The organism is Bacillus sp. FSL K6-1560 (genome assembly GCF_038592935.1).
GTDB classification, from domain to species: Bacteria; Bacillota; Bacilli; order Bacillales; family Bacillaceae; genus Bacillus; species Bacillus subtilis.
This window is the reverse complement of record NZ_CP151946.1, coordinates 633,302-656,791: the sequence shown is the minus strand read 5'-3', so window position 1 is coordinate 656,791 and position 23,490 is coordinate 633,302. Positions and strand designations below refer to the sequence as shown.

At 46.4% G+C, this 23,490-nt stretch carries 22 protein-coding genes; 4 read left to right on the top strand and 18 right to left on the bottom strand.

What is annotated here, in order from left to right:
- Positions 1-2: 2 nt before the first annotated feature.
- From NYE22_RS03465 to NYE22_RS03455, 3 genes are read right to left on the bottom strand one after another with little or no spacing between them, the layout of a single operon-like run.
- Complete coding sequence (locus NYE22_RS03465; protein ID WP_342412296.1) at positions 3-740, bottom strand: ABC transporter permease; 738 nt, start codon at positions 738-740, stop codon at positions 3-5.
- Positions 741-1,643 carry an ABC transporter ATP-binding protein gene (locus NYE22_RS03460; protein WP_064671569.1) on the bottom strand — a complete coding sequence of 301 codons (903 nt, stop codon included), beginning with the start codon at positions 1,641-1,643 and terminating at the stop codon, positions 741-743. It abuts the gene before it with no gap.
- A 22-nt stretch (positions 1,644-1,665) separates the two neighbouring features.
- On the bottom strand, positions 1,666-1,797 hold the full coding sequence (locus NYE22_RS03455; RefSeq protein ID WP_021480633.1) for a hypothetical protein: 132 nt from the start codon (positions 1,795-1,797) through the stop codon (positions 1,666-1,668).
- Positions 1,798-1,930: 133 nt separating this feature from the next.
- On the opposite strand from NYE22_RS03455, the gene rsbQ reads away from it, so the two are divergent.
- Both rsbQ and rsbP read left to right on the top strand, forming a co-directional pair.
- Positions 1,931-2,740 carry a sigma factor SigB/phosphatase RsbP regulator RsbQ gene (gene rsbQ / locus NYE22_RS03450; RefSeq protein ID WP_015251197.1) on the top strand — a complete coding sequence of 270 codons (810 nt, stop codon included), beginning with the start codon at positions 1,931-1,933 and terminating at the stop codon, positions 2,738-2,740.
- Between the two features lie 35 nt (positions 2,741-2,775).
- The gene (gene rsbP, locus NYE22_RS03445; protein WP_038829407.1) at positions 2,776-3,987 is read left to right on the top strand and encodes a phosphoserine phosphatase RsbP; all 1,212 of its coding nucleotides are present in this window, start codon (positions 2,776-2,778) and stop codon (positions 3,985-3,987) included.
- 52 nt (positions 3,988-4,039) lie between these two features.
- On the opposite strand, the gene ganB is transcribed toward rsbP, so the two are convergent.
- The 7 genes from ganB to lutR all read right to left on the bottom strand — a co-directional run bounded on the left by ganB (position 4,040) and on the right by lutR (position 12,942).
- Positions 4,040-5,329: an arabinogalactan endo-beta-1,4-galactanase gene (ganB, locus tag NYE22_RS03440; RefSeq protein ID WP_085185734.1), complete on the bottom strand. Its 1,290-nt coding sequence runs from the start codon at positions 5,327-5,329 to the stop codon at positions 4,040-4,042.
- Positions 5,330-5,408: 79 nt separating this feature from the next.
- A complete protein-coding gene (gene ganA / locus NYE22_RS03435; RefSeq protein WP_080478427.1) occupies positions 5,409-7,472 on the bottom strand; it encodes a beta-galactosidase GanA in 2,064 nt (687 codons plus the stop codon).
- Positions 7,473-7,490: 18 nt separating this feature from the next.
- Positions 7,491-8,342 carry an arabinogalactan oligomer ABC transporter permease GanQ gene (gene ganQ, locus NYE22_RS03430; protein ID WP_014478026.1) on the bottom strand — a complete coding sequence of 284 codons (852 nt, stop codon included), beginning with the start codon at positions 8,340-8,342 and terminating at the stop codon, positions 7,491-7,493.
- 3 nt (positions 8,343-8,345) lie between these two features.
- Positions 8,346-9,602, bottom strand: coding sequence for an arabinogalactan oligomer ABC transporter permease GanP (gene ganP / locus NYE22_RS03425; protein WP_014480936.1), 1,257 nt, complete (start codon positions 9,600-9,602; stop codon positions 8,346-8,348).
- A 39-nt stretch (positions 9,603-9,641) separates the two neighbouring features.
- Entirely contained in the window at positions 9,642-10,907 is a 1,266-nt protein-coding gene (ganS, locus tag NYE22_RS03420; RefSeq protein WP_041850515.1) for an arabinogalactan oligomer ABC transporter substrate-binding protein GanS, read from the bottom strand.
- A 134-nt stretch (positions 10,908-11,041) separates the two neighbouring features.
- A complete protein-coding gene (gene ganR, locus NYE22_RS03415; RefSeq protein ID WP_021480639.1) occupies positions 11,042-12,040 on the bottom strand; it encodes a galactan degradation operon transcriptional regulator GanR in 999 nt (332 codons plus the stop codon).
- Between the two features lie 179 nt (positions 12,041-12,219).
- Positions 12,220-12,942 (bottom strand): L-lactate utilization/bacilysin biosynthesis transcriptional regulator LutR, encoded by a 723-nt coding sequence (lutR, locus tag NYE22_RS03410; RefSeq protein WP_021480640.1) that lies wholly within the window; start codon positions 12,940-12,942, stop codon positions 12,220-12,222.
- 227 nt (positions 12,943-13,169) lie between these two features.
- Here lutR and lutP point away from each other — a divergent pair, with 227 nt between their 5' ends.
- Positions 13,170-14,861: an L-lactate permease LutP gene (gene lutP / locus NYE22_RS03405; RefSeq protein WP_342412295.1), complete on the top strand. Its 1,692-nt coding sequence runs from the start codon at positions 13,170-13,172 to the stop codon at positions 14,859-14,861.
- A gap of 26 nt (positions 14,862-14,887) precedes the next feature.
- On the opposite strand, the gene rpoN is transcribed toward lutP, so the two are convergent.
- Positions 14,888-16,198, bottom strand: coding sequence for an RNA polymerase factor sigma-54 (gene rpoN, locus NYE22_RS03400; RefSeq protein WP_031315345.1), 1,311 nt, complete (start codon positions 16,196-16,198; stop codon positions 14,888-14,890).
- 78 nt (positions 16,199-16,276) lie between these two features.
- Here rpoN and yvfG point away from each other — a divergent pair, with 78 nt between their 5' ends.
- Positions 16,277-16,495 (top strand): protein YvfG, encoded by a 219-nt coding sequence (gene yvfG, locus NYE22_RS03395; protein ID WP_003219905.1) that lies wholly within the window; start codon positions 16,277-16,279, stop codon positions 16,493-16,495.
- 9 nt (positions 16,496-16,504) lie between these two features.
- On the opposite strand, the gene NYE22_RS03390 is transcribed toward yvfG, so the two are convergent.
- From NYE22_RS03390 to NYE22_RS03360, 7 genes are read right to left on the bottom strand one after another with little or no spacing between them, the layout of a single operon-like run.
- On the bottom strand, positions 16,505-17,473 hold the full coding sequence (locus NYE22_RS03390; RefSeq protein ID WP_038427926.1) for a polysaccharide pyruvyl transferase family protein: 969 nt from the start codon (positions 17,471-17,473) through the stop codon (positions 16,505-16,507).
- Positions 17,452-18,618 (bottom strand): aminotransferase class I/II-fold pyridoxal phosphate-dependent enzyme, encoded by a 1,167-nt coding sequence (locus NYE22_RS03385; RefSeq protein ID WP_032726894.1) that lies wholly within the window; start codon positions 18,616-18,618, stop codon positions 17,452-17,454. The genes NYE22_RS03390 and NYE22_RS03385 overlap by 22 nt, the downstream gene beginning before the upstream one ends.
- Before the next feature lie 4 nt (positions 18,619-18,622).
- A complete protein-coding gene (locus tag NYE22_RS03380) occupies positions 18,623-19,273 on the bottom strand; it encodes an acetyltransferase (protein ID WP_014480944.1) in 651 nt (216 codons plus the stop codon).
- On the bottom strand, positions 19,270-19,878 hold the full coding sequence (locus tag NYE22_RS03375; protein ID WP_015251185.1) for a sugar transferase: 609 nt from the start codon (positions 19,876-19,878) through the stop codon (positions 19,270-19,272). Before NYE22_RS03375 ends, NYE22_RS03380 begins: the two co-directional genes overlap by 4 nt.
- Positions 19,875-21,392 (bottom strand): MATE family efflux transporter, encoded by a 1,518-nt coding sequence (locus NYE22_RS03370; protein WP_253137244.1) that lies wholly within the window; start codon positions 21,390-21,392, stop codon positions 19,875-19,877. The genes NYE22_RS03375 and NYE22_RS03370 overlap by 4 nt, the downstream gene beginning before the upstream one ends.
- Positions 21,389-22,414 carry a glycosyltransferase gene (locus NYE22_RS03365; protein WP_253137242.1) on the bottom strand — a complete coding sequence of 342 codons (1,026 nt, stop codon included), beginning with the start codon at positions 22,412-22,414 and terminating at the stop codon, positions 21,389-21,391. Before NYE22_RS03365 ends, NYE22_RS03370 begins: the two co-directional genes overlap by 4 nt.
- Positions 22,411-23,487, bottom strand: a complete 1,077-nt coding sequence (locus NYE22_RS03360; RefSeq protein WP_342412294.1) for a polysaccharide pyruvyl transferase family protein — start codon at positions 23,485-23,487, stop codon at positions 22,411-22,413. Before NYE22_RS03360 ends, NYE22_RS03365 begins: the two co-directional genes overlap by 4 nt.
- Positions 23,488-23,490 lie beyond the last annotated feature (3 nt).

The window sequence follows — 23,490 nt, the reverse complement described above, 5'->3', positions numbered from 1 at the left end:
CATTACACCGCTTCTTGTTTTCTTCTTATATATTTAGATAGTAGCATGAAGAGCATCATATAAGCGATTAATATCAGAATATTTTCCCAAGTCGGACTCCCACCCCGGACAAGTTCCCACGCTCCGCTCCCGAAATGATAAGACGGAAGCCACTGGCCAATGCTCTGCATCATGTCAGGCATGACCTCAAACGGCATCCACATCCCTCCGCCTAAAGCCAGCAGCATATAAAGCACATTACTGATTCCGGCCGCTGTTTCTACTTTTCTCATGAGGCCGATTAGTGTGCCTAATGCTAAAAAAGGCAATGCGCCAAACAAAATCCACAGTCCGCTCATCATCCATTCAAACGGTGACAAGGCAATATCATTGATGATTGCGCCGAACAGAAATATGACGGTAATCGATAAAACGTGAATGACACTTTGGCCGATCATCTGAGCTGATAAATAGATATGATCCGGAAGAGGCGTAAGGCGGATAAAGGCGGTCCAGCCTTGTGACCGCTCTTGTACCATTCGGATGCCAAGCGTCATGATAGAGGAACCCATCACGCTGAAGACTGTCATCGACATCAGGTAATGGGCTTCCCATGCACGTTGATCAGGGACGTTGGTATTCACTACATTTGTAAAGAAATAATAAAAGGCAATCGGCATGATCAGAGACCAAAGCACAAAGTACTTGTTCCTAAGCACCCTTTTCATTTCAGCGATGCTTTGCTTTTGCAGCATGTTCACTCACATCGCCTCCCTGTTGCCGTCAGCCAGCTGGCGAAATGCCTCATCGAGCGTCGCTTGCTCAATTCGAATATCTCGTGCTGGGATGTTTTCTTGAAAGATCAGCGCCAACACTTTATCTGTATTTGATGTCTGGATGATGGTTCTCTCATGCTCATGGATCACTCTCTCGACTTCCGGGTGACAAGACAGCCTTTCCAATGATTCACTTGAATGAAGCGTAAAGGAAACAGACTGTTTTTGAATTCTTGAGCGGATTTGCATTGGTGAGTCGTCTGCAACAAGCCGTCCTTCAGTAAAAAATAGGATTCGCTGTGCGGCATCGTCTGCTTCTTGTAAATAATGAGTTGAAAAAATAATTGTTTTTCCTTGGTCCGACAGTCCGTGAATGGTCTGCCAGAATCGATGTCTTGATGAAGTATCCATGCCGACTGTCGGTTCATCAAGTATAAGCAGCTCCGGGTTCCCGGCAAGAGCCAAAGCAAAGCTCAAACGGCGTTTTTGTCCGCCGGATAATTTTTCTGCTCTTGTTTTCAAATCTTCTTTGGTGAGTGCTGTTAACGAAACGAGTTCTTTCATGGACAATGGATTCGGATAATAGCTCCGGAAGAGTTCAAGAATTTCATCCACCTTAAGGCCCGGCATGACACTCACTTCCTGAAGCATTACACCTATTTTTTCACGAACCAGTTGATCATCGGGAACCCGGTTAAATAGTTTGATTTCTCCCTCGCTTGGTTTCAGCAATCCTAATATCATAGAGATGACGGTCGTCTTCCCTGCCCCATTTGGCCCGAGAATGGCTGCAATTTCTCCTTTTTCAATACTGAAGCTGATGTGGTTTACAGCGGTTTTTCGATGGAAATGTTTTGACACGTTGCTTACTGTTATTGCTTCTTTCATTACATGAGCACCTCCTGATCGTTTACATTGATTGTAAAATGACAGAGAAGACGATGTTAGTATGGGGTGTCATGATGATGAAGTGACAAATGTCATTTTCTTTCTCACCCCGGTGTCTAGGTAATCCTCCTCCTGCATCTTCCAATTCATCCATCTTTTCTATCTCCCATGTCCTCTTTCTTTTAAACTGCTGTGACATTCATAGAAAGATACACTCTTCAAACCATCCGAGTGTTATGATAGACATATTGAACTTTATATTACTTTCCGGCTGAAAGGAGCCAATCATGAACGAAGCGATTTTGTCTAGAAATCATGTGAAGGTGAAAGGCAGCGGCAAAGCATCTATCATGTTCGCACCTGGTTTTGGATGCGATCAAAGTGTGTGGAATGCCGTGGCACCTGCCTTTGAAGAAGATCATCGGGTGATTTTATTTGATTACGTCGGTTCGGGACATTCAGATTTGCGCGCATATGACATGAATCGTTACCAGACACTTGACGGCTATGCCCAGGATGTTCTTGATGTTTGTGAAGCTTTAGATCTGAAGGAAACCGTGTTTGTGGGGCACTCCGTCGGGGCCTTGATTGGGATGCTTGCATCCATCCGCCGCCCGGAGCTTTTTTCCCATCTGGTGATGGTGGGGCCTTCTCCTTGCTATTTGAATGATCCGCCTGAGTATTACGGAGGATTTGAAGAGGAGCAGCTCCTTGGCTTGCTGGAGATGATGGAGAAAAATTATATCGGCTGGGCAACTGTATTTGCGGCAACCGTTCTGAATCAGCCAGATCGGCCTGAAGTTAAGGAAGAGCTTGAAAGCCGTTTTTGTTCTACTGATCCTGTCATTGCCCGCCAATTCGCGAAAGCGGCGTTTTTTTCTGATCACCGAGAGGATCTTTCGAAGGTAACGGTTCCCTCTCTTATTCTCCAATGTGCAGATGATATCATCGCACCTGCAACAGTAGGTAAGTATATGCATCAGCATCTGCCTTATAGCAGTCTGAAACAAATGGAGGCTCGCGGACATTGCCCTCATATGAGCCATCCAGATGAGACGATACAGCTGATCGGCGATTATTTAAAGGCACACGTGTGATATAGGAACGAAAGGGATAGAGGTGACCCTCTTAGATGGACAAACAATTGAATGATGCACCATGCGGTTTCCTCGCTTTGTCAGAAGAGGGGTCGATCATAGCTGCCAACCGCACCCTTATCAAGATTCTGGATTATGAACCGGAGCAGGTTATCGGCCAGCACATGAATATGATGTTGACCATTCCCGCACAGCTTTTCTGCCAGCTTTATTTTTTTCCGCTTTTGAAATTGGAGCATCACATCGAAGAAATATACATTTCCCTGAAAGCAAGAGATGGAGAAGAAATTCCCGTCCTTATCAATGCTATTGCGAGACACGATAGCGAGGCTTCTGTCTTTGATTGTGTTCTGATTCCAATGCGAAAGCGAAATGAATATGAAAATGAGCTGCTGATAGCCAGAAATGAGGCTCAGGAAGCTTTGCTTGCCAAACAGAAAGCCAATGCGGAGTTAGAAATTGCCTTGGAAACGCTGAAAGCAAAACAAGAAGAACTTCTTGAGATCAATAAACAAAATCAACAATTTAAATTAAACACCAAAAGAGAGCTTGAACTCGCCAGAAAGATCCAGAAAAACTCGTTGACTGAACCGATTGTAAACGATCAGGTTCAGATTGACTCTTATTACAACGCATCGAGTGAATTGTCAGGTGATCTTTACGGATATTATCAAATCGATGAACACCGTTACGGCATTATTATCCTTGATGTGATGGGGCACGGAATTTCATCTGCATTGATTACGATGTCTCTTCATCCTTTGTTCCAGCGCCAGATCACGCAAGGTCTCAGCCCCGTTAAAGTTATGAAGGAATTGGACCGGCACCTTCACAGCTTGTTTCAAAATGATGAGGAAGCAAGACATTATTGCACTGCTATTTATCTCGAGATTGATATAGCACGGCAAAGAATTGATTATGTCAACGCAGGGCATCCGCCGGCACTTTGGCAGGACGATAGCGGAACTCAACATCTGCTTCACGCGACCTCGCCTCCGATCGGGATGTTTGAAGACTTAGAGTTTCAGTCAAGCAGCCTTTCATACACGGAGGATGGAAGATTGCTTCTGTATACGGATGGCGTGATGGATCCTACGGCTTCATGTTATTTATTTGATTTACTAAAGGATCATCCTGATTCGCCAATCGCTGACCTGAAGGAGAAAATCCTTACATCACTGCAGCATCAAAAGGAAGCTCATCATAAGAGTGATGACGAATGTTTTATATTAGTTGATGTAAAATAAAATGATCCATGAGACATAACAATGATTTGTTACATCTCATGGATTTTTTGTTTCAGCGTTTCTTTGGAATATGTCCTGACTCCGCATATTGAAACACCTGCAAGGAAGGCAGCGGGTGTCCATTAAAATCAAACAAAGCTTGATTATCTACAGCACTTCCCCCATACCACTTCCCGGCGTCTTCAGGGTCGTATTCAGCAGCGTAGCTGGAAGCCCACCCTGACCCGTATGTTTCCCATAACACTTTGTTTTTCTCTATCTGTGTTTTCAGTCCGACCGGAATCCACGCAGGCTCCCAGTAGAAAACACCAAGTCCTGCTTTGCCCGTATTCGCCACTGCCTCCATTACATCTCTTACTGCAGTTGCCTGGCCTTGAACAGAAATTGGATATGGCAGCGTCTGCCCGCTTTTTGGTGCTGTATTTCCATGCCCATCGCCATCTTCAGCGGTATAGGTGTACGATGTCTCCGCCACCATGACTTTTTTGCCGTAAGTATTGGCAACAGCCTTCAGCACGGAGGTCAAATTTTGTAATGTGCCATGCCAGAAAGGATAATAGGAGCTCGCAAACACATCATAATCCACTTTGTTTTTGCTGAGTGTTTCCGCAATAAATGAATACCTTCCAGCCGTTTCAGGATTGGTAAAATGCAGGGCGACCAAAATATTTGAATTTGTCTCCCTGACCGCTCGGCTTCCTTCATTAAATAATTGGCACATCTTCGTCCAATCAGTCTCACCGGCAAATCCTCCTGTTGTTTCATTTCCGACCTGAACCATGCCGATGTCAACGCCTTCCTTGATCATCTTTTGCAGGCTTTGTTTCGTATACTCATAGAGCTTTGCTTTTTTTGCTTCAAAGCTGAGATTCACCCAGGCTTTGGGCACCTTTTGTTTCGCTGGATCGGCCCAGAAATCAGAGTAGTGAAAGTCGGCCAGCACCTTCATTCCGTTCGCTGTCGCTCTTTTTCCGATTTCGATGGCTTTTTGAACATCATTGTTTCCCCCGCCATATCCATTGCCATTTGAATCATACGGGTGATTCCAGATGCGGACGCGAACATAGTTGACCCCAGCCTGTTTTAAGGTTGTAAAGATGTCCTGACGTTTTCCGCTTGTATTGTAAAAGGTGACACCGCTGTTTTCCAAAGCAATAACGCTGGACACATCTGCCCCTTTGATAAAATCCTTGTTCATCCCCTCTACTTTTTTAACAAAAAGATCCTCTGCCCGAAGCTTTGACACGTGCTTCTCCTTCTCAATGGCAGCGGCATATCCTGTTGAACTACATGCACTCCACACGATGGCAGCCGCAAAGAACAATTTCACTTTGCTTTTCATGATTTCATCCCCCCAAGACTTAGTGAGCGTTTTCATTCTATAGAAAAAAGAATCCGCCCATATCGAGCGGAGCATCAGCCTAATGTGTGTTTACGACAATTCTCACTTCATACTTTTCCATCGTCAGGTCGCCTGACAATATGTCTCCTGTCATTATGTCCTTCACACTCTGATCAAACGTGACCAGCTGTTTTTCTTCCGTGAAATTCATGATAAAAATATAATCATTGTCCTGATCCTGCCTCGCTTGTACGGAGACGCCTTTTCCGTGCCGAACCGGAAAAACTGGAGAAAGAGACAGGTCTGTGATCAGACCCTCATAGAAATCACGCTGAAATTGATCCTCCAAACGCGCGCCGATAAAATACGCCTTGCCCTGCTGATACTCATGGCTTGTGACCGCTGGCGTGCGCGCATAAAAATCTTCTTGATACACCGCTTCCACTGAAGCTGTCTTTACATCAATCACGGTTGCATAATCCTTCATTTCATATATTTGGCTGCGGTAGCTGACAGCGTTTCGATCCTTCGGATACAGGGTGTCCGTTTCAAGAGGCTCAACTCCAAATATAGCTTGAAGATCCGGATGCCATCCGCCTGTGTATGTTAAGTCATGCTCATTCACAACCCCGCTGATATACGTCATGACTAAGGTGCCGCCATCAGCCGTAAACGCTTTTAAACGGGAAATGGTGTCCTCGCTGATTAAATACAGCATTGGGACGATCAGCAGTTTATATGGAGAAAAGTCTTGTTCTTTCGTGATGACGTCGACAGGGATATCGTGTTCCCAGAATGTGCGGTAATGCTGCTGAAGCGTTTGCGGATAACGTTTTGTCGCCTTCGCAAACCCCTGAGCATCCTCGAGCGCCCAATGATTTTCCCAGTCATATAAAATCGCGGTTTGAGCCGTCCTCTTCGTTCCGACAACTTCGGACAGCCGTTCCAATGTCTCGCCTACCTTGGCCACTTCTTGAAAGACGCGGTTCTTCGGGCTATTGTCATGATCCACAACCGCTCCGTGTAATTTTTCTGATGACCCCCGTGATTTGCGGTATTGGAAATAGAGAACGCTGTCCGAGCCGTGGGCAATCATTTGCATGGATGACAGCAGATTCATGCCCGGGCGCTTTGCCTTGTTGACGTTATGCCAATTGACCGCGCTTGGTGTACACTCCATTAATAAGAAGGGCTGCTGCTTCAAGCTTCGGTACAGATCATTGATAAAGCCGACCTTCATCGCCAAATCAGCTGTGCTTTCCCAGTCATTGTGCCAGACAGGATAAGCGTCCCAGCTGATGACATCGACATGCTTTGCAAATTTGCTGTAGTCGAGGCCCTGATACGGGATCAAATCCGGTGTGTCAGCCATAAAATTCGTTGTGATAGGGATATCAGGCGTCAATTCTTTCAGCGGAATGATTTCATTTTTATAAAACGAAATCGTTTGATCGGTGACGAACCGGCGCCAATCTAAATTCAGGCCATGCAAGCCATTTTCACCGATCGGCGAAGGGCTTTCAATTTGTGACCAGTCATTGAACGTATGGCTCCAAAAAGGAGTCCACCACGCATGGTTCAACGTCTTGAGGCTGTTGTCATATTTCGATTTCAGCCACTCCCGGAAAGCATGCTGGCATAAATCACAGTGGCAATCTCCCCCGTATTCGTTTGAAATGTGCCACATTAACAGCGCCGGGTGATGTCCGTATCGTTCTGCTAATAAGCGGTTGATGTGCCGTGTTTTTTCTCGGTAGACTTTAGATGTGAGGCAGTGGTTGTGCCTTCCGCCGTGCAGCTGTTTGACGCGGGAAGCATTGACGCGCAAAACTTCCGGATAGGTTTGCGACAGCCAGGCCGGACGGGCTCCGCTCGGCGTTGCTAATATGACCCGGCCGCCTATACTGTGAATCCGCTCAAAAATATCATCCAGCCATTCAAATTGATATACGCCCTCCTCCGGCTCAAGTGCGCTCCATGCAAAAATGCCGACAGAAAACGTATTCGTATGAGAAAGCTTCATCAGTTTGATATCGTCAGCTAAAATATCGGGCCGATCCAGCCACTGATCGGGGTTGTAGTCTCCCCCATGGAGCATAAATTTCGCTTCTGTTACGTGCGTTTTTTCAAGCTTTGACATCACATTCTCCTCCTTGTTCTCTTAGCCCTTCGTTCCGCCTGCGGTTAATCCGGACACAAAATTCTTTTGCAGCATAATAAAGATGACGGCAACCGGTATGCTGATAAGCAGGGCTCCGGCCGCAAATGTCGTATAGCTGGCCCCCATGACATCATTCACTAAATTGAATAGACCGACGGGCAATGTATATGATTCAGGCGTTCTCAATATGGTTGAGGACAGCACAAAATCTCCGAGCGGACCGGTAAAGCCGTTCATGGCCACGACTGCCGCCATCGGTTTTGATAATGGCAGAATGATCTGGAAGAAGATTCTGGTGCTGCTGGCTCCGTCAATCTTGGCGCTTTCGTCTAAATCCATCGGAATGGAATCCATGTACCCTTTCATCAAATACGTATTCATCGGGATCAGGCCGCCGATATAAAGCAAGATTAGCAGCCAGTGGCTATTGATCATTCCCAAGATTTGCGCCAGCACAAACAAGGCAATTAAAGCTGAAAACTGAGGAATCATCTGCAGCAATAAAAAGAGCGTTAAAGCGTATTTCCTCCCTTTAAACCGAAAGCGCGAAAACGCATAGGCCGTAAACGTCACACAGAGCAAAGACCCTGCCATTGTAAACAGGCTGATCTTCATAGAGTTGACATACCACTGCACATATTGAAGGCTTTCCTTGCCCGCAAATAATTCCTTGTAATGATCGAATGTCGGATGCTTCGGAATGATGGATGTACTGATTAAGCTGTTGCCGGGATTAAAGCTTGCGCCTGCCGTCCAAAGGAGAGGATAAACAATGATGACCGCCATAAAGGCTAGCAACAAGTAAGAGAAAAGGAGACGGATATATTTTCTGACTTTCATATCTGCCAGCATACCTTATGCCCCCTCTTTAAAAGACTTTGTCTGTCTGAATTGCCACAATGCGATGGAGATAACAAATACAGATAATAAAATGGTTAAAGCCGCAGCAAGAGAATATTGACTGGACTGCATTGTCAATTTATAAATCCATGAAACGAGGATATCTGTCCCGCCGGCTGTTGATCCGGTTACAGCCGGACCTCCACCATTGAATAGATAGATAATATTAAAGTTATTAAAATTAAACGTAAACTGGGTAATGATAATCGGAGCCATTGCAATGAACACCATTGGAAGCGTGATGTATCTCAACTTTGAAAAGACAGAAGCGCCATCAATCGTAGCTGCTTCATACAGATCGTCCGGGATGGATTGCAATACGCCTGTTGAGACGAGAAAGATGTACGGAAATCCAAGCCAGCCCTGCATGAGAATCAATGCAAGCCTCGACCAATTGGCATCTGTCATCCACGGAAGCGGATCTATCCCGAAGAAAGCCAAGATGTCGTGATTCATCGCACCGAAGCTATCATTAAACAGTCCCGCAAAAATTAAAATCGTCACAAAACCGGGAACGGCCCATGGCAAAATCAGAATCGTCCGGAAAAAACGTTTAAACCGAAGGTCTTTCTGGTTAACAATGATCGCGAGAAAAATCCCCAAGGTGACTTGCAGTGTGGATGCAGCAAGTGTCCAAACCACCGTCCAAGCCAGTACATCAAAAAAAGTCGACCTCCAAATATCAACTGTGAAAATATTTGCGAACGTTTGAAAACCGACCCAATCAATTAATTTTGCAGGAGGAGAATGATACAAATCATAGTTTGTAAACGCTAATGCAAAGCTGAATAAGATAGGAAAGATCACGGCGAAAATTAAAATAAACAAAGATGGGCCGCTGACGACATAAGGATAGCCCTCAGAAATGATATGCTGGTATTGTTCCTTTAAGGAACTTAATGGCTTATTTTCATCACGTTGTTTTCCGCTTTGGAACGCATCGCGAAGATTTACATAATACACCGCAAGGCCAAAGCAGGTCACGATGACAGCAATAATCCCTTCCGCCAGCAGAAAAACGGAATTATCCCGCGGCACTTCTGTTCCCAGTGTAAAGATTCCCCAAAACCCCATATTGAGCAGATCTCCAAAGACCGCAAAAAACGATGCGCCTAAGAAAAGAAAGACAATACCTTTTATCCATTGCTTGTTATAAAATTGCCCGAGTCCCGGAATGATAGAAAGCAACAAAGCGACTTGACGATGCTGCACCGTTTTCACCTCTCTTACAATACAAATCTAGCTTTCTCTTTATTTTCCGCTGTGCTTTGCCTTAATTTGTCCTTTGGCCGTTTCAGCTGCTTGATCCAATGCTTGTTTCGGATCTGCCTTCCCTGTTGCAACCGTCTGTAATGCTGAATCAGCCGGCGTCCATATTTCATTCATTTCCGGAATATTTGGTGTTGGCTCTGAGAAACGGGATTGTTCAGTAACAGCCCGTGCCGCCTCGCTTTTCATAATAGCCGGGTCATTGGCTAGGGATTTCACAGCAGGAACTTCTTTCGTTTCTTCATATCGTGTTTTGGAATTTTTTTCATTTGCTAGGAAAACGGCTAATTCTTGCGCAAGCTCTTCATTCTTTGAAAATGCACTGACGTTGTAGCTTTTGACGCCGATAAAGGAGCTCATGTTTTTCCCATTTTCCAGCTTCGGCAGTTTCGTAATGCCATAATTGATTCCTGCTTTCGAAAAGGCTTCTACATTCCATGGACCAGAAATAATTGCGGCGGCTTTTCCTTCTGTGAACAGCGATTCCAATACGTTAATCCCTTGTTCTCCAATAATGCCAGCCGGGAACAGGCCATCTTTGTAAAACTTCTGAATCAGCGCCGCACCTTTGACAGCTCCTTCATTATTAATTCCAATGTCTGACGGGTTATAGCTCCCATCTTTGGCCTTTCCAAAAATGTATCCGCCATATCCGCTCATCACACTTTCTGCATAATAAATTTGATCGAATAGGGCTAAAAAGCCAAATTTGCTGCCATTAGCAGTCTTTTTGGAATAGTCGTACCACTCTTCCAGCGTTTTGGGCAATTCCTTTTCGGAGATGAGATCTTTGTTGTAAAAAAGGACAGTCGTTTCGACCGCTTTTGGCAGTCCATAAAGCTTTTGATCTACCATTTGAGACTGAATGGAAGCGTCAGTATAAAGTGATTGAACGTCTTTTTTGACATGTAATTCCTTGAGTAATCCTTCCGTGACAGCGGTTCCGATTTGGTCCCCTGGCATTGTTAACACGTCAGGGCCTGTGCCGGCCGGTCCGTCCATTCGCAAATCTTCAATCTGCTTGGCATACGGTTTTTCAACGACTTTGACCTTCACATCATGCTCTTTTTCAAACGCAGCAACGGCGTCTTTAATGCCGATGCTCTTTTCTTTATCCTCCCATACAACAAGCTCTGACCCTTTTGAACTCGATTTGGCGCTGCTGCTTTCCTTTGGGCCGCAAGCCGCCAAGGATAAACTGACAGCTGCGCAGAGCATGAATAAGGAACACTTTTTTGCCATTTTCATTGATTGTCACCCTTTCGGTAGGAATGAAAGCGCTTTAAAGATAATATAGCACGCCTGAGAAAATGTGTAAACAAACTTTTTACCTTATAGAGTAAATTTTTTTACCCAAATAAAAAATGACTTAGTGTCCTAAGTCATCCTTCATTCATACTCTTCCTGACGATTAATTCTGCGCCCACATATAATGTTTTTACCGTTCTTCTCTTGTCCTGCACTTGTTCAAGCAGTAATTGAACAGCATTTTTACATAATTCATGTATATCAATATGAAACGTCGTCAGAGGAGGCGAGACATACTTCGCGAAGCTGATGTTGTTGATACTCACAATGCTTACCCTGTTTGGTATGGCAATTCCTTTTTCGTTCAGGGCTTGCAGGCAGCCCACTGCAATCGGGTCCGCTGCAATCATAAAAGCAGTCGGAAGCTGATCGCCTAATGTGTCGATCGCTGCTGACATCAGGCGGTAGCCGTTTTCTACAGAGAATCCGCGATGACAGAAAATATAGCGCTCGTCCAGCATGGCTTTTTCCCTCATATAGGATCTGAAGGTTTGTTCACGGATGTCCATTTCATCCTGATTGGTATTCGGATTTTTGTATGTGCCGCCGATAAAACCGATGCTCTTATGCCCCTTCTCAGTCAGGATGTTTACCGTCTTCTTTGTCATTTGTGCCAAATCGGGCCTTACCGAGTCAAAATGATCGGGATCAGGAGTTGAATCGATGAACACGCCGTTTTCAGTGAGATTTCTGAGGAAAGCCAGCTCTTCATCTGAAAATGTGCCAACGGCAATAAACCCTTCCGTATGTTCAGGAATGCTCTCGATTCCATCCGCTATTTTATAAGTGGTCATATCGACATTGAATGCTTTCGCCAGTTTCTCTACTTCTAATCTCATCGTTTTAAAATAGACATCTTCTAATTCTTCTTTATCTGTCAGCCAATATAAAAACGCAATATGTTTCACTAGCGGCCTTACTGTTTTTTTGCGGTAATTGAGCTTCTCCGCCGCTTCATAGATTTTCTCCCGTGTCTCATCAGGAACAGAAAGGCTTTCATCGTTATTTAAAACGCGGGAAACGGTTGAGATTGAAAATCCCGCTTCCTGCGCGATATCTTTAATTGTCGCCATTGTATCTGCCTCCATTATTCAGCTCGGATTGTTTTAGTAAAATATTTTACTTTATTTTTCACAAATGTCAAGTGCACAAAGCCCTCTGGCTTCCATGTAAAAAGACTGAACCATTTGCGGCTCAGTCTCAGTTGTTCGTATCATTCGGAACCGGCGGAATTGCCCGGGAAATGAGTTGGTTATTGCACATTTTCCTCGAAATATCCCGAAAGCACATCTTCCACATTCGTCAAATGCGCCAGCATGGCGGCTTCCGCCTGTACACCGTTCCCGGCAGCCACAGCATTGTAAATCCGTTCGTGCTCCTCATACAGCCGCTGAACGGAGGTCTTCTTGGAAAACAGCCAGATTTTCCTCGTTTCCCTCATTGTTTCCAGCAGCAATGATGACACGTGATTCATCAAGTGTTTAAGAAGTTCATTTTGAGAAGCGTCCGCAAGCGCAAGATGAAATGCGAAGTCTGCTTTCTCTCCCAGCTCCCCGTCTGCTTCAATGCTGCCCATTTCCTTTAGTGCATCCTGAATTCTTTCGAGATCTGCTTCTGTCCTTTTTTCAGCCGCTAGTGAAGCCACGCCGATTTCAAGCAGTTTTCTGACCTCGAGCAGCTGCTTGACGTCCTCTTTTTTCATCAGAAGGGCCGCTGAGAGCGGCTGAGAAATTTGATTGAGCTCAAATTCCTTCAGATACGTGCCTTCTCCCTGTTTCATTTCGACAAGCCCCATCGCTTTTAGCGCAGAAAGTGCTTCGCGAACCGCTGAACGGCTGACTTGAAAGCTCTCAGCAAGCGCCTGAACAGAGTCCAGTTTATCCCCCGGCTTCAATTCGCCGTTTTTGATCATATCTAATAGGGCATCCGCTACTTCTTCATATATTTTTTTTGTTTTAATCTGTTTGTATTTCAATGCAATTCACCCCGTAACTTGTAGGTCTGGCTGTTTACGATCTATTATACTCTGTTTTGTGGGCCGCCAAAAGATTTTGACTATTTTGTCAAAAAGTCTTGTACTTTGATTTTTTTCAAAATATAATGCTAGGTAACTGGTCTTATTACCCAGTCATCAGATGATCATATCATCTATAGAAACCGCTTACATATGGCGCCAGTTTATGTTTCAAGGAGGGGTTTGGGATGCAATGGACACAGGCATATACGCCTATAGGGGGAAATTTGCTATTATCAGCGCTTGCCGCACTTGTACCGATTATTTTCTTTTTTTGGGCACTCGCGATTAAACGGATGAAGGGGTATACAGCAGGCTTGGCCACATTGGGGATCGCCCTTATCATTGCTGTATTGGTTTATCGGATGCCGGCGGAAAAAGCGCTGATGTCCGCGACACAAGGAGCCGTATACGGATTGTTGCCGATCGGCTGGATCATTGTGACGTCTGTTTTTTTGTATAAAATCACTGTGAAAACGGGACAGTTTGATATCATTCGCAGCTCTGTTCTCTCAATTACTGATGACCGACGGCTTCAAGCTCTCTTGATCGCTTTTTCATTCGGGGCTTTTTTAGAAGGGGCAGCAGGCTTCGGAGCGCCGGTCGCCATTTCTGCCGCGCTGCTGGTCGGTCTCGGCTTTAATCCTCTTTATGCTGCGGGGATCTGTTTGATCGCCAATACGGCACCCGTTGCCTTTGGGGCGATTGGGATTCCAATTACAGCCGTAGAAGGGCCGACAGGGATTCCGGCGATGGAGATTTCGCAAATGGTCGGGCGGCAGCTGCCGTTTTTATCCGTATTTATCCCTCTTTATTTAATCATTATCATGAGCGGTTTCAGGAAAGCCTTGGAGGTCTGGCCGGCGATTCTCGTATCTGGTGTTTCCTTTGCCGTTGTTCAATATCTCAGTTCCAATTTTTTAGGGCCTGAGCTGCCCGATGTTTTGTCAGCTCTTGTTTCAATGGCTGCACTTGCTGTGTTTTTGAAATGGTGGAAGCCGAAAACAATATTCCGGTTTGCCGGTGAACAAGAGTCGGCCGCCTCAATTGAAACGGCGCGCACAAATCCGGCGGCGCCTGCGTACAGCGGCGGACAGATTTTTAAGGCTTGGTCGCCATTTCTGCTGCTGACGGCGATGATTTCCGTATGGGGCATTCCATCTGTCAAATCTGCACTGACCGGGCATTATGAAGGCTCTGCGGTGTTCTTGAAATGGCTGAATGCTGTTGGAGAAAAATTGACTTTTGCCCCCGGTGTGCCTTTTTTGAACAATCAGATTGTCAATGCTGACGGTACGCCGATTGAGGCGGTTTACAAGCTTGAGGTGCTTGGTTCAGCCGGCACCGCGATATTGATTGCCGCAGTGCTGTCAAAGTTCATCACGGCGATTTCGTGGAAAGACTGGGGAACCGTTTTTAAAGAAACAGTCCAGGAATTGAAGCTTCCGATTTTGACCATCGCTTCTGTCGTTGGTTTTGCCTATGTCACCAACTCCTCGGGAATGAGCACGACACTCGGGATGACACTCGCGCTGACAGGTTCGATGTTTACCTTCTTTTCGCCCGTCCTCGGCTGGCTCGGCGTCTTCATTACCGGCTCGGATACTTCCGCCAACCTGCTGTTCGGCAACCTGCAGAAAGTCACCGCATTATCAGTCGGCATGGACCCCGTTCTGTCTGTGGCCGCCAACTCTTCAGGCGGTGTCACAGGAAAAATGATTTCACCGCAGTCGATAGCGGTGGCGTGCGCCGCGGTAGGACTCGCCGGAAAGGAGTCAGATCTTTTCCGCTTTACCATTAAACACAGTCTGTTTTTGCTGCTGCTCGTCTGTATCATCACCTTTTTGCAGCATCACATATTCAGCTGGATGATTCCTTAAAAAAATCCTCCCGTCTAGGGAGGATTTTATTTATATCGCTTTCTCGCTGCCGATGACGGAATATTCATTTGATCGCGATATTTTGCCACGGTGCGTCTCGAGATTTGGATGCCGTGTTGTTCATACAGCAAATCGACAAGCTTTTGGTCTGAAAGCGGTTTTGTTTTGTCCTCTTGATTGATCAGGTCTTCAAGATGCATTTTGACTGCATAATTCGACGCATCTCCCTCTCCTGAAGCCTCGGCTTTTGCTGAGAAAAAGAGTTTCATCTCAAACAGCCCGTAAGGCGTTTGTATTGTTTTCCCTTTAATGGCCCGGCTCACAGTTGATTCATGAAGGCTTAGACAGTCCGCCACCTCTCTCAGAGTCAGCGGCTTCATTGCGCTTCGCCCTTTCAGAAAGAAATCCTTTTGGCGTGTGATCAGTTCATTGATAATTCTCGTGATTGTCTGTTTTCGTTGCCGCAGCGCGCGGCTCAGCCAGCGCCACTCCTGATATTTCGCAGATAAATAGGAGACAGTATCCTGACAAGAGCCGGATGATAAAAGCGTTCTGTACTGCGGATGCAAATCGATCTCGGGAAACGAGCGGGTATTCAGTTCCGCTGCGATGTGCCCGTTTTTTACGGTGATAAAAATGTCAGGCTCAATATACACATCTTGCTCTGGCCGGGCAAACAGAAGGCCAGGTCTAGGATGAAGAGCCGCGATATCATCTGAGATATCTTGAATGGTATGAAGCGGAATTCCTGTCTCTACTGAAAGCGCTTTCCATTTTTTTTGCGCAAAAGCATCAAAATGAGCTGAAACCAGCATTTCTGCTTGTTCATTTCTGTTCGGCAGCCGCTGTAATTGAAGAAGGATGCATTCCTGCAAAGATCTCGCACCGATTCCAGCCGGTTCTAATGACTGGAGTTTTGCCAAAACAGCCTCCGTTTCCTTAGCCGATACAGATAGGCGCCGTGCTGCCTCCTCCACATCTTCTTCCAAGTACCCGTTTGAATCAAGCGAATGAATCAGATAATTAAAAATCTTTTTTTCAGTGTTGGTCAGATTCATATCGAGTGACTGCTGTTTTAACGCATCCTGCAATGTTTTTTGCGGATCACTTAATTGAAGGCCCGCTTCCTGTGCATTCATCCTGTTTTTGTTTGTTTTATGGTAAGATAGTGGCGGTGTGTCTGTTTCCTTTCGTTCAATAAGAGGGTTTTCCAGTGAGAGCTCATCAATGTACTCGGCGAGTTCTGCCGAATGATAGCCAAGCAGTGTGATGGCCTGCCTGAGCTCCTGTGTCAGTTGAGGCTTTAATACTTGTACTTGCTGAAGTTTCATATCCATCATGCTCACTCCCCTTTCTTCATTGTACATGATTGAGATCACACCGTATACATTTATGAAAAAGGAGCTGCCAAAGAAATGTCTGAACTTTTTTCCGTCCCTTATTTTATTGAGAATTTAAAACAGCATATTGAAATGAATCAGTCTGAGGATAAAATCCACGCGATGAACAGCTACTACCGTTCCGTTGTCTCAACACTCGTGCAGGACCAGCTGACGAAAAACGCAGTTGTCCTAAAACGGATTCAGCATTTAGATGAAGCATACAACAAAGTCAAACGTGGAGAATCAAAATAAACCTTCCGCTCACATGTGAGCAGGAAGGTTTTCCTTCTTTGAGGCGTGCTGGATGAGCCGGGTGCCTGGCACTCCTTCCATCCAGGTATGAAAGTAATTGGCGTTTTTCCCATAGGAATTATCAATGACCGTGTTTTCTTTTTGAAGAAGAGCGGACAAGATGTGTCCGTGCAGCCTTGACGTTTCCACCGATTCGTAACGGCTGAAAAACCGAATGGCTTTTTGGACGATATAATCCGAGTATTTTCCCCATATATACGCAATGGGCAAAGGGTTGCCTGCTTTTTTATTCAGGACGTTCAGCGTTTGCAGAAAAGCAATCGTCCGGCGGTCTGAAGCTGACAGCACCGTGCGCCAGTCGTAGCTTTCCGCTTCTGTGTGTTCCTGAAGCGCCTGGTTTGCTTCATGATCTGTTCGGATAAATCTCAGCTTTTGATTGGACGGCTGCTGCGTGGGAATGACGGGAAACAGCTGATGAGCCATATCAGGCAGAAGCTGAATGTGATTTTTTGAAAAATAAGCCTGTGCCGTAGCATAGGAGGCTTTTTCCCTTGTCATGATGTGAAGGTTCGCATGCTTAGAAAATATCTCTGCCGTCCGTTTGAGGTTGTCTTTGTTTTGAAAATAAATCGATTGCGGCAGGATCACAATTTTGTGGTTCGGATAGGTTTGGACGATTTTCTCTCTAAAGCCTTGATAATACGGATACAGATCCCCGAAGTTTCCGCCTCCCTGGCAGACGATGATGAGATTAGGATCCAGCTTTCGCCCGACTGGAAAATTGTCAGGATTCCAGCGTTTTCTGACCCGAATCCCGTGTTCTTTAAAGAAGGCTTCTGTTCCTTTCATAATAAATAAATCCCCTACATTCCCATATAGAGGATAGTCAGCATATATAATCTCTGATTGTTTCGGAATGACGTCGAGCAGCCCGGACAGTTTCTGTTTCAGGCTGATCATCGAATGCTTGCTGTCCATTTCTTCACCTCGGCAGTTTGGAATAAGTGCAGTAGCACTTCAATGACCCGGTCTTGCTCATCTTCTGTCATATTGGACCCCGATGGGAGACAGATTCCTCGCTTGAACAAATCTTCGCATACGCTCCCTGTATCTTCATGAGAATAAAATAAAGCCGGATCGAACAGCTGCTGGGTATGGAGCGGCTTCCACAGCGGACGGGCTTCAATGTTTTCTTCAGCAAGACGTTGAACTACGTCATATGGGCTGAGCCCGTTATCAAGTGTGAGCGTGGTGAGCCAGCGATTGGATACGCCTGCTGCGTACTCCGGCATAAAGCGGACGCCGGCTATGTGACCGAGCGCATTTTTGTATCTCGTGAAAATGGTCCTTCTTTTCTCCACTCGCTCATCCAGCACCTCAAGCTGGGCAATGCCGACGCCGGCTAAGATATTGCTCAGCCTGTAATTATGTCCAATTTGACTGTGCTGATAATGAACAGCCGGCTCTCGTGCCTGCGAAGCGAGAAATCTTGCTTTTTCAATTGCTGCTTCATCATTTGAAACGAGCATCCCTCCCCCTGATGTGGTAATGATTTTGTTCCCGTTAAATGAAAAAATGCCGAAGCGCCCGAAAGTTCCGCTTTGCTTCCCTTTATAGACTGTGCCGAGAGATTCGGCTGCGTCCTCAATGACAGGAACTCCGTATGCATCACACAGGCTTACGATTTCATCCATTTTCGCGCTCTGCCCATATAGATTGACGGCAATCACCGCTTTTGGCAGTGTTCCGTTTCTTTTCGCTTCCTCCAATGCTCTTTCAAGGGCTGTCGGCGACATATTCCACGTATCAGGCTCAGAATCAATAAAGACGGGCACCGCTTTTTCATATAGAATCGGATTGGCGGTTGCTACAAATGTGAAGGACTGGCAAAACACGCTGTCACCTTCTTTTACCTCAAGCAAACGCAGCGCGAGATGAATCGCCGCCGTTCCTGAGCTGACCGCAGCAGCTGCTTTTACACCGACTCGTTCTGCCAGCTGTTCTTCAAATGAATTCACGAGCGGCCCAAGCGGCGCAATCCAGTTTGAGCGAAAGGCTTCTGAAATATAGTGCTGCTCCCTGCCGCTCATATGAGGGGGAGATAAGTAGATTTTTTTATGCATAGAATCATCCTTTGTTTGATGTTTGAATGGAAGAAATGATGCGTGCCGGAGCACCGGCCGCCGTTACCCTGTCCGGTATGGGACGGATCACCGCGGAGCCGGCTCCGACAATGCTCCAAGCCCCGATTGTGATCTGCGGTATGACGGATGCACCAGTTCCGACGTGAGCGCCTTCCTGAACGGAAACCGCTCCTGACAGCGTGACACGCGGGGACAGATGAACGTAATCGCTGATTTGATTATCGTGCTCTGCCACTGCACCCGTATTGATGATGCAATGAGCGCCGATGCGCGCATCCGCCTGAATGATCGCGCCCGCCATAATTACTGTCCCTTCCCCAATGACAGCCGACCTGCTGACGATGGCTGACGGGTGAATCAATGTAATAAAATCATCTTTCCTCAGTCCCAGTCGCTCCGCCAGCTGTTTTCTGACACTGTTATTCCCAACAGCAATCAGAAACAGCACATCAGGAATGAGCCTGCGCAGTTCAGTAACGGCTTCCGGCGGTCCTGTGTACCATTCTTTTCCGCCTTCGAACGTTTTGAATTTATCATCCAGCACCGCGGCTAAGCGCGTATCTGAGCGGGCGTTTATCAGCTCTCTGATCACCTTTCCGTGTCCGCCGTCACCCACAATGGCCACGTTTTTCATGAGGACACATCTCCGCTTCCGGTAAACCGTTCCGCGGTCACATGATTGGTTTGCTGAATCCCTTCTGAAACAAGGACCTTTCGCACCGTCAAACATAAAATTTTCAAATCGAGAAAAAATGACCGGTTGTCAACGTACCAAACATCTAATTCAAATTTCTTTTCCCAGGAAATCGCGTTTCTGCCATTGATTTGCGCCCAGCCTGTGATACCCGGCTTCACCTCATGGCGCCGTGCCTGTTTTTCTGTATAAAGAGGCAGATAGTCCATCAAAAGCGGCCGCGGCCCGACAAGGCTCAGATCGCCCTTCAGGACATTCAGGAGCTGCGGAAGCTCATCAATGCTCAGCTTTCTGATCAGCCTGCCTGTTTTCGTCAGCCGGACTTCATCGGGCAGCAGATTTCCCTCACCGTCCCGTTCATCCGTCATTGTCCGGAACTTATATAGGGTGAACGGTTTGCCGTGCAGGCCTGGCCTTACTTGCTTAAAGAAGACAGGTGATCCTATTTTCAGCCTGACAACGGCGATGGTGAACAGAATGATCACACTTGTACAGCACAACAAAAAAATGGCGGCCGTCAGATCAAAAAGTCGTTTCAGGATCAAAGATTCACAGCTCCTTTCGTTTTTCGAAACCGTTTTAATACCAGCTGTCTTTCCTCTTTTGTACAAACGAGCATAAAAGCGAAAACAGCGTAGAAAAAGCTGACTGTCACTCCCGTCGCTATCAATGACGGCCAGCTGTCAATCTTCACAATGAACTGAATTGCCTTACAGACCGTCCAGGCAAACACAGCGGCTGAAAGAGGCCCGATAATGCCTTTAAAGAACACGTGCTTTTTGTAGCCTGTAATGCGGGATACGTAAAGCGGCGTAAAGATGGCATTTTTTAAAATAAGAGAAATGGCCCCTGCCAATGTTATGCCGTACAGACCGAGATGAGCCGGCCCGCTCAGCGTGACCGCCAGCACCACATTCACCGCACCTAACAGCAGGGTAACAATCGCCGGTGTTTTTTGTTGATTAAAAGCGGTCCATATATAAAACAGTGGCATAAAGGCGAGACTGACAACCAAGTATCCGGCATGAATAAATAAAAGCGGTGCTATCGACGAAAAGGACGGTCCGAGCCAGATTGTCAAAAAAGGTCCCGCCAATCCGCCCAATAAGGCAGCAGGAAGTGCAAGCAAAAGACCATTGAGCCTCACTGCCTTATTGGCGTAATTCATCAATCCGTCCATATCGCCTTTTGAATAATATGAAGTCATGATAGGCGCAAACAGGGATGCGACCGTTCCGGCCAAGCTGCGCAAAAGCAGCGGAAACTGGATAATTGCCGCGTATTTCCCAGATGCGGACGCCCCAAGCATCAAATTGGCGGTTAACAGATCAATCTGCAAAAAAAGCAGGACGCCGATTTGATTGACGGAGCTCCATGCGCCAGCTTGAAATAGCTCCTTGCTAGTGCGGAATGAAAGATCCTTCATACGAAACGAAAACCACGGAATCAGCTTTTTGAAGAAATAGAAAGACAGCACAGACGCAATGACAGCACCAGCTAAAGCTGCAAGCTGGATCTGCCAGATTTTCGGCGCAAAGCATGCAAACAGGAGCAGCACAGACAGCACCCGTATAAGCATTTGCACCGCCTGAATGGAACTGGTGATATAAAGGCGGTTGGCATAAAATGGTGCAGCACCGAAACCCGCCATCAGAAACGTTAAAATAAACAGTACACTGCCGATTAAAATCGACAAGCGCACATCTGCCAAAAGCGCTTGCGGCACATTCATGACGCGGTCAATAAAAAAAGCCGAACCCGCAAGCGGCAGCAAGAGCAGCAATGAAATCAAAACAGAGGCCGCTAAATAATTGCTGATATACGCATTTGCTTTCTCCCGCTCTCCCCTGTGGGCAGCAACAGAAAAGAACCGAACGACAACCGAGCTGAGCGCCACGGTAATAATCGAAAAGTAATTAATCACATTTTGTGTCAAGTGAACAAAGCCAAACGCTTCCACACCAAGCGTTTTGACAATAAAAGGCGTCATCCAAACCGATAGGAAAACGGACAAGAGAAAAGCCGTGAGATTAGCGCTGAAGTTTATCGTGAATTTCATGCCTGCTTCGCACTGCCTTTCATTGTCCCCCGCTGCTCGAAAAACAGCTTGATGAGAAAAGTGAGCCGCCATTTACACAGTGCTAATACCAAACGCTCTCCTCTTAATAATTTCTCATGCTGAATCGGTGTATGTCTGACAGCCTGCCGCACCATGTCATAGGACAAAATCTTCCTGATCTTCTTTTTGATGTCTTTCGGAGAAGCACAGGCATTTGCCAAAAGCATCGGAAGCTGGTGCCTGCAAATGTACACATTCAAATCTTCTTTGCATGCGCCTGCTAAGCCATAGTGATTGTAGAATGCAATTTTAGCCTGATATTGTTTTTGAAGATGTTCATCCATCGCCGGCTTATAAGGGATTTCTGTCAGGCTGTTCGGGTTTTCACGATAGATGTACAAGCCTTCATCCAGCATTTTCACCCGCTCCGCTTCGCAAAAAGCGGACAAATTGAAGGGAGAGTCTTCAGCAAAACGGATGTCTTCATCAAACAACAGATTCGCCCTTTCAAAAAGCTCACGACGGTAAAGATAACGCCATACATACCAGATAAATCTCGTTTCGTGAGCATGTTTAAGCTGTTCAGTCATTTCTGGTTTCGTCAGCACGCGGTTTGCCTCAAGCTGCGGCGGCACATATGTCCGCCTGTCCGATGACTGCTTGTAAAAACCGCATCCGACGATGTCAAGCTGATTTTGCTCCGCTTCTTCAGTCAGCCTCTGGAACATGGCGGATGATACATAATCGTCTCCGTCTACAAAGCCGATGTAAGTGCCCCGCGCGGCCTTTATTCCCGTATTTCGCGCTGAACTAAGCCCGCCGTTTGCCTGATGAATGACCCGGATTCTCGCATCCCGTTTTGCATAGTCCTCTGCAATCTCGCCTGAACGATCCGGTGTTCCGTCATTCACGAGGATGATTTCAATATCAGAAAGCGTTTGACGAAGCAAAGAATCAATGCACTCTTCTATAAATGGTTCAACATTATACATCGGGACAATAATGCTGACGAGCGGGATCATTGCGCTTCACCGCTGATTTTGTCACGCAGGCCTTTAAAATACACATCTCTCGGAAAGCCTGCACGGGGTGTTTCTTTTGTTAAAAGCTCATTGACTGCGGCTGTTACGCGCTCTGGCTCCGGATGTTCTATCAGCTTCATGAACGGAATGTCTTTAAGCCATTGATAGCCCTCCATCACCTTATGGTCAAAGGAGCGAATGACAACACACGGCGTTCCTGTCAGCGCGCAAAAAATCATGCCATGAAGCCTGTCAGTGACGACGGCTTCTGCGCTTTGCAGCTTAGACCACAGTGCTTCAAGTTCTTGTTCGCGTGTATCCCGGCTGACCCGGCGGCCGATCGTTGTCGTAAAGGATTTGATCTCGCCGAATTCCTCAAATAGCGCAGCCTTGACCCGGTTCCTCTGGTCCTCCTGAAGCACGCTTTCCTGATCCTCGCGCAAACACATATAAACCCCTTCGCGTTCTGCGGGGGTCTTGCTTCTGTCTAAATACAGCACCATGTCCGGCTGCTTCAAAATTGTTTTTTCATGAAAATGCTGTTTCATAAATTGATACGTTGTTTCATCCCGTGCCATGAGCAATAGGCCGGGGTGCGCATTATAAATTTTCTGTGCCCGTTTCAGCTCTTTGCGCCCCTTTTTCGTGTCAGAAAAATGAGCCGTTGCCGGAAGCTGGATAACCCGATAGTCATGGAATGTTTTAATGATGAAGCGGCGCGTCCACTCCTCATAACGGTATAAATCCCCCATATTTCCGCCGCCGATGATAAAGACCATATCCTCCGGATGGCGCGAGCGGATCAGGTTTTTTGCTGATTTGTAAATGTCCTTCATATCGACCTCGACGATGTCAAAGTCCGGGTATTCTCGCTCAAGAAATGCCTTGCTGGCATAAGCAATTGCGTGATCTCCCAAATTGTCATGGGACGGCAGCAGGGTCAGTATGATTTTTTTCTGATGTGCTGCGGCCTTTACCGGTTGATCTCCCGCTCCCAGCCAATATTGGGACGGGTATTTGACCTTTAGCAGCAGCCATTCTGCAAAATTGATTTTCAACGATTGTAACGACATGTC

Bases quoted from the DNA above. Each gene is read 5' to 3' on its own strand.
- NYE22_RS03460 (WP_064671569.1), bottom strand. From the start codon at position 1,643: ATGAAAGAAGCAATAACAGTAAGCAACGTGTCAAAACATTTCCATCGA.
- NYE22_RS03455 (WP_021480633.1), bottom strand. From the start codon at position 1,797: ATGGATGAATTGGAAGATGCAGGAGGAGGATTACCTAGACACCGGGGT.
- rsbQ (WP_015251197.1), top strand. From the start codon at position 1,931: ATGAACGAAGCGATTTTGTCTAGAAATCATGTGAAGGTGAAAGGCAGC.
- rsbP (WP_038829407.1), top strand. From the start codon at position 2,776: ATGGACAAACAATTGAATGATGCACCATGCGGTTTCCTCGCTTTGTCA.
- ganB (WP_085185734.1), bottom strand. From the start codon at position 5,329: ATGAAAAGCAAAGTGAAATTGTTCTTTGCGGCTGCCATCGTGTGGAGT.
- ganQ (WP_014478026.1), bottom strand. From the start codon at position 8,342: ATGCTGGCAGATATGAAAGTCAGAAAATATATCCGTCTCCTTTTCTCT.
- ganS (WP_041850515.1), bottom strand. From the start codon at position 10,907: ATGAAAATGGCAAAAAAGTGTTCCTTATTCATGCTCTGCGCAGCTGTC.
- ganR (WP_021480639.1), bottom strand. From the start codon at position 12,040: ATGGCGACAATTAAAGATATCGCGCAGGAAGCGGGATTTTCAATCTCA.
- lutP (WP_342412295.1), top strand. From the start codon at position 13,170: ATGCAATGGACACAGGCATATACGCCTATAGGGGGAAATTTGCTATTA.
- rpoN (WP_031315345.1), bottom strand. From the start codon at position 16,198: ATGGATATGAAACTTCAGCAAGTACAAGTATTAAAGCCTCAACTGACA.
- yvfG (WP_003219905.1), top strand. From the start codon at position 16,277: ATGTCTGAACTTTTTTCCGTCCCTTATTTTATTGAGAATTTAAAACAG.
- NYE22_RS03390 (WP_038427926.1), bottom strand. From the start codon at position 17,473: ATGGACAGCAAGCATTCGATGATCAGCCTGAAACAGAAACTGTCCGGG.
- NYE22_RS03385 (WP_032726894.1), bottom strand. From the start codon at position 18,618: ATGCATAAAAAAATCTACTTATCTCCCCCTCATATGAGCGGCAGGGAG.
- NYE22_RS03380 (WP_014480944.1), bottom strand. From the start codon at position 19,273: ATGAAAAACGTGGCCATTGTGGGTGACGGCGGACACGGAAAGGTGATC.
- NYE22_RS03370 (WP_253137244.1), bottom strand. From the start codon at position 21,392: ATGAAATTCACGATAAACTTCAGCGCTAATCTCACGGCTTTTCTCTTG.
- NYE22_RS03365 (WP_253137242.1), bottom strand. From the start codon at position 22,414: ATGATCCCGCTCGTCAGCATTATTGTCCCGATGTATAATGTTGAACCA.
- NYE22_RS03360 (WP_342412294.1), bottom strand. From the start codon at position 23,487: ATGTCGTTACAATCGTTGAAAATCAATTTTGCAGAATGGCTGCTGCTA.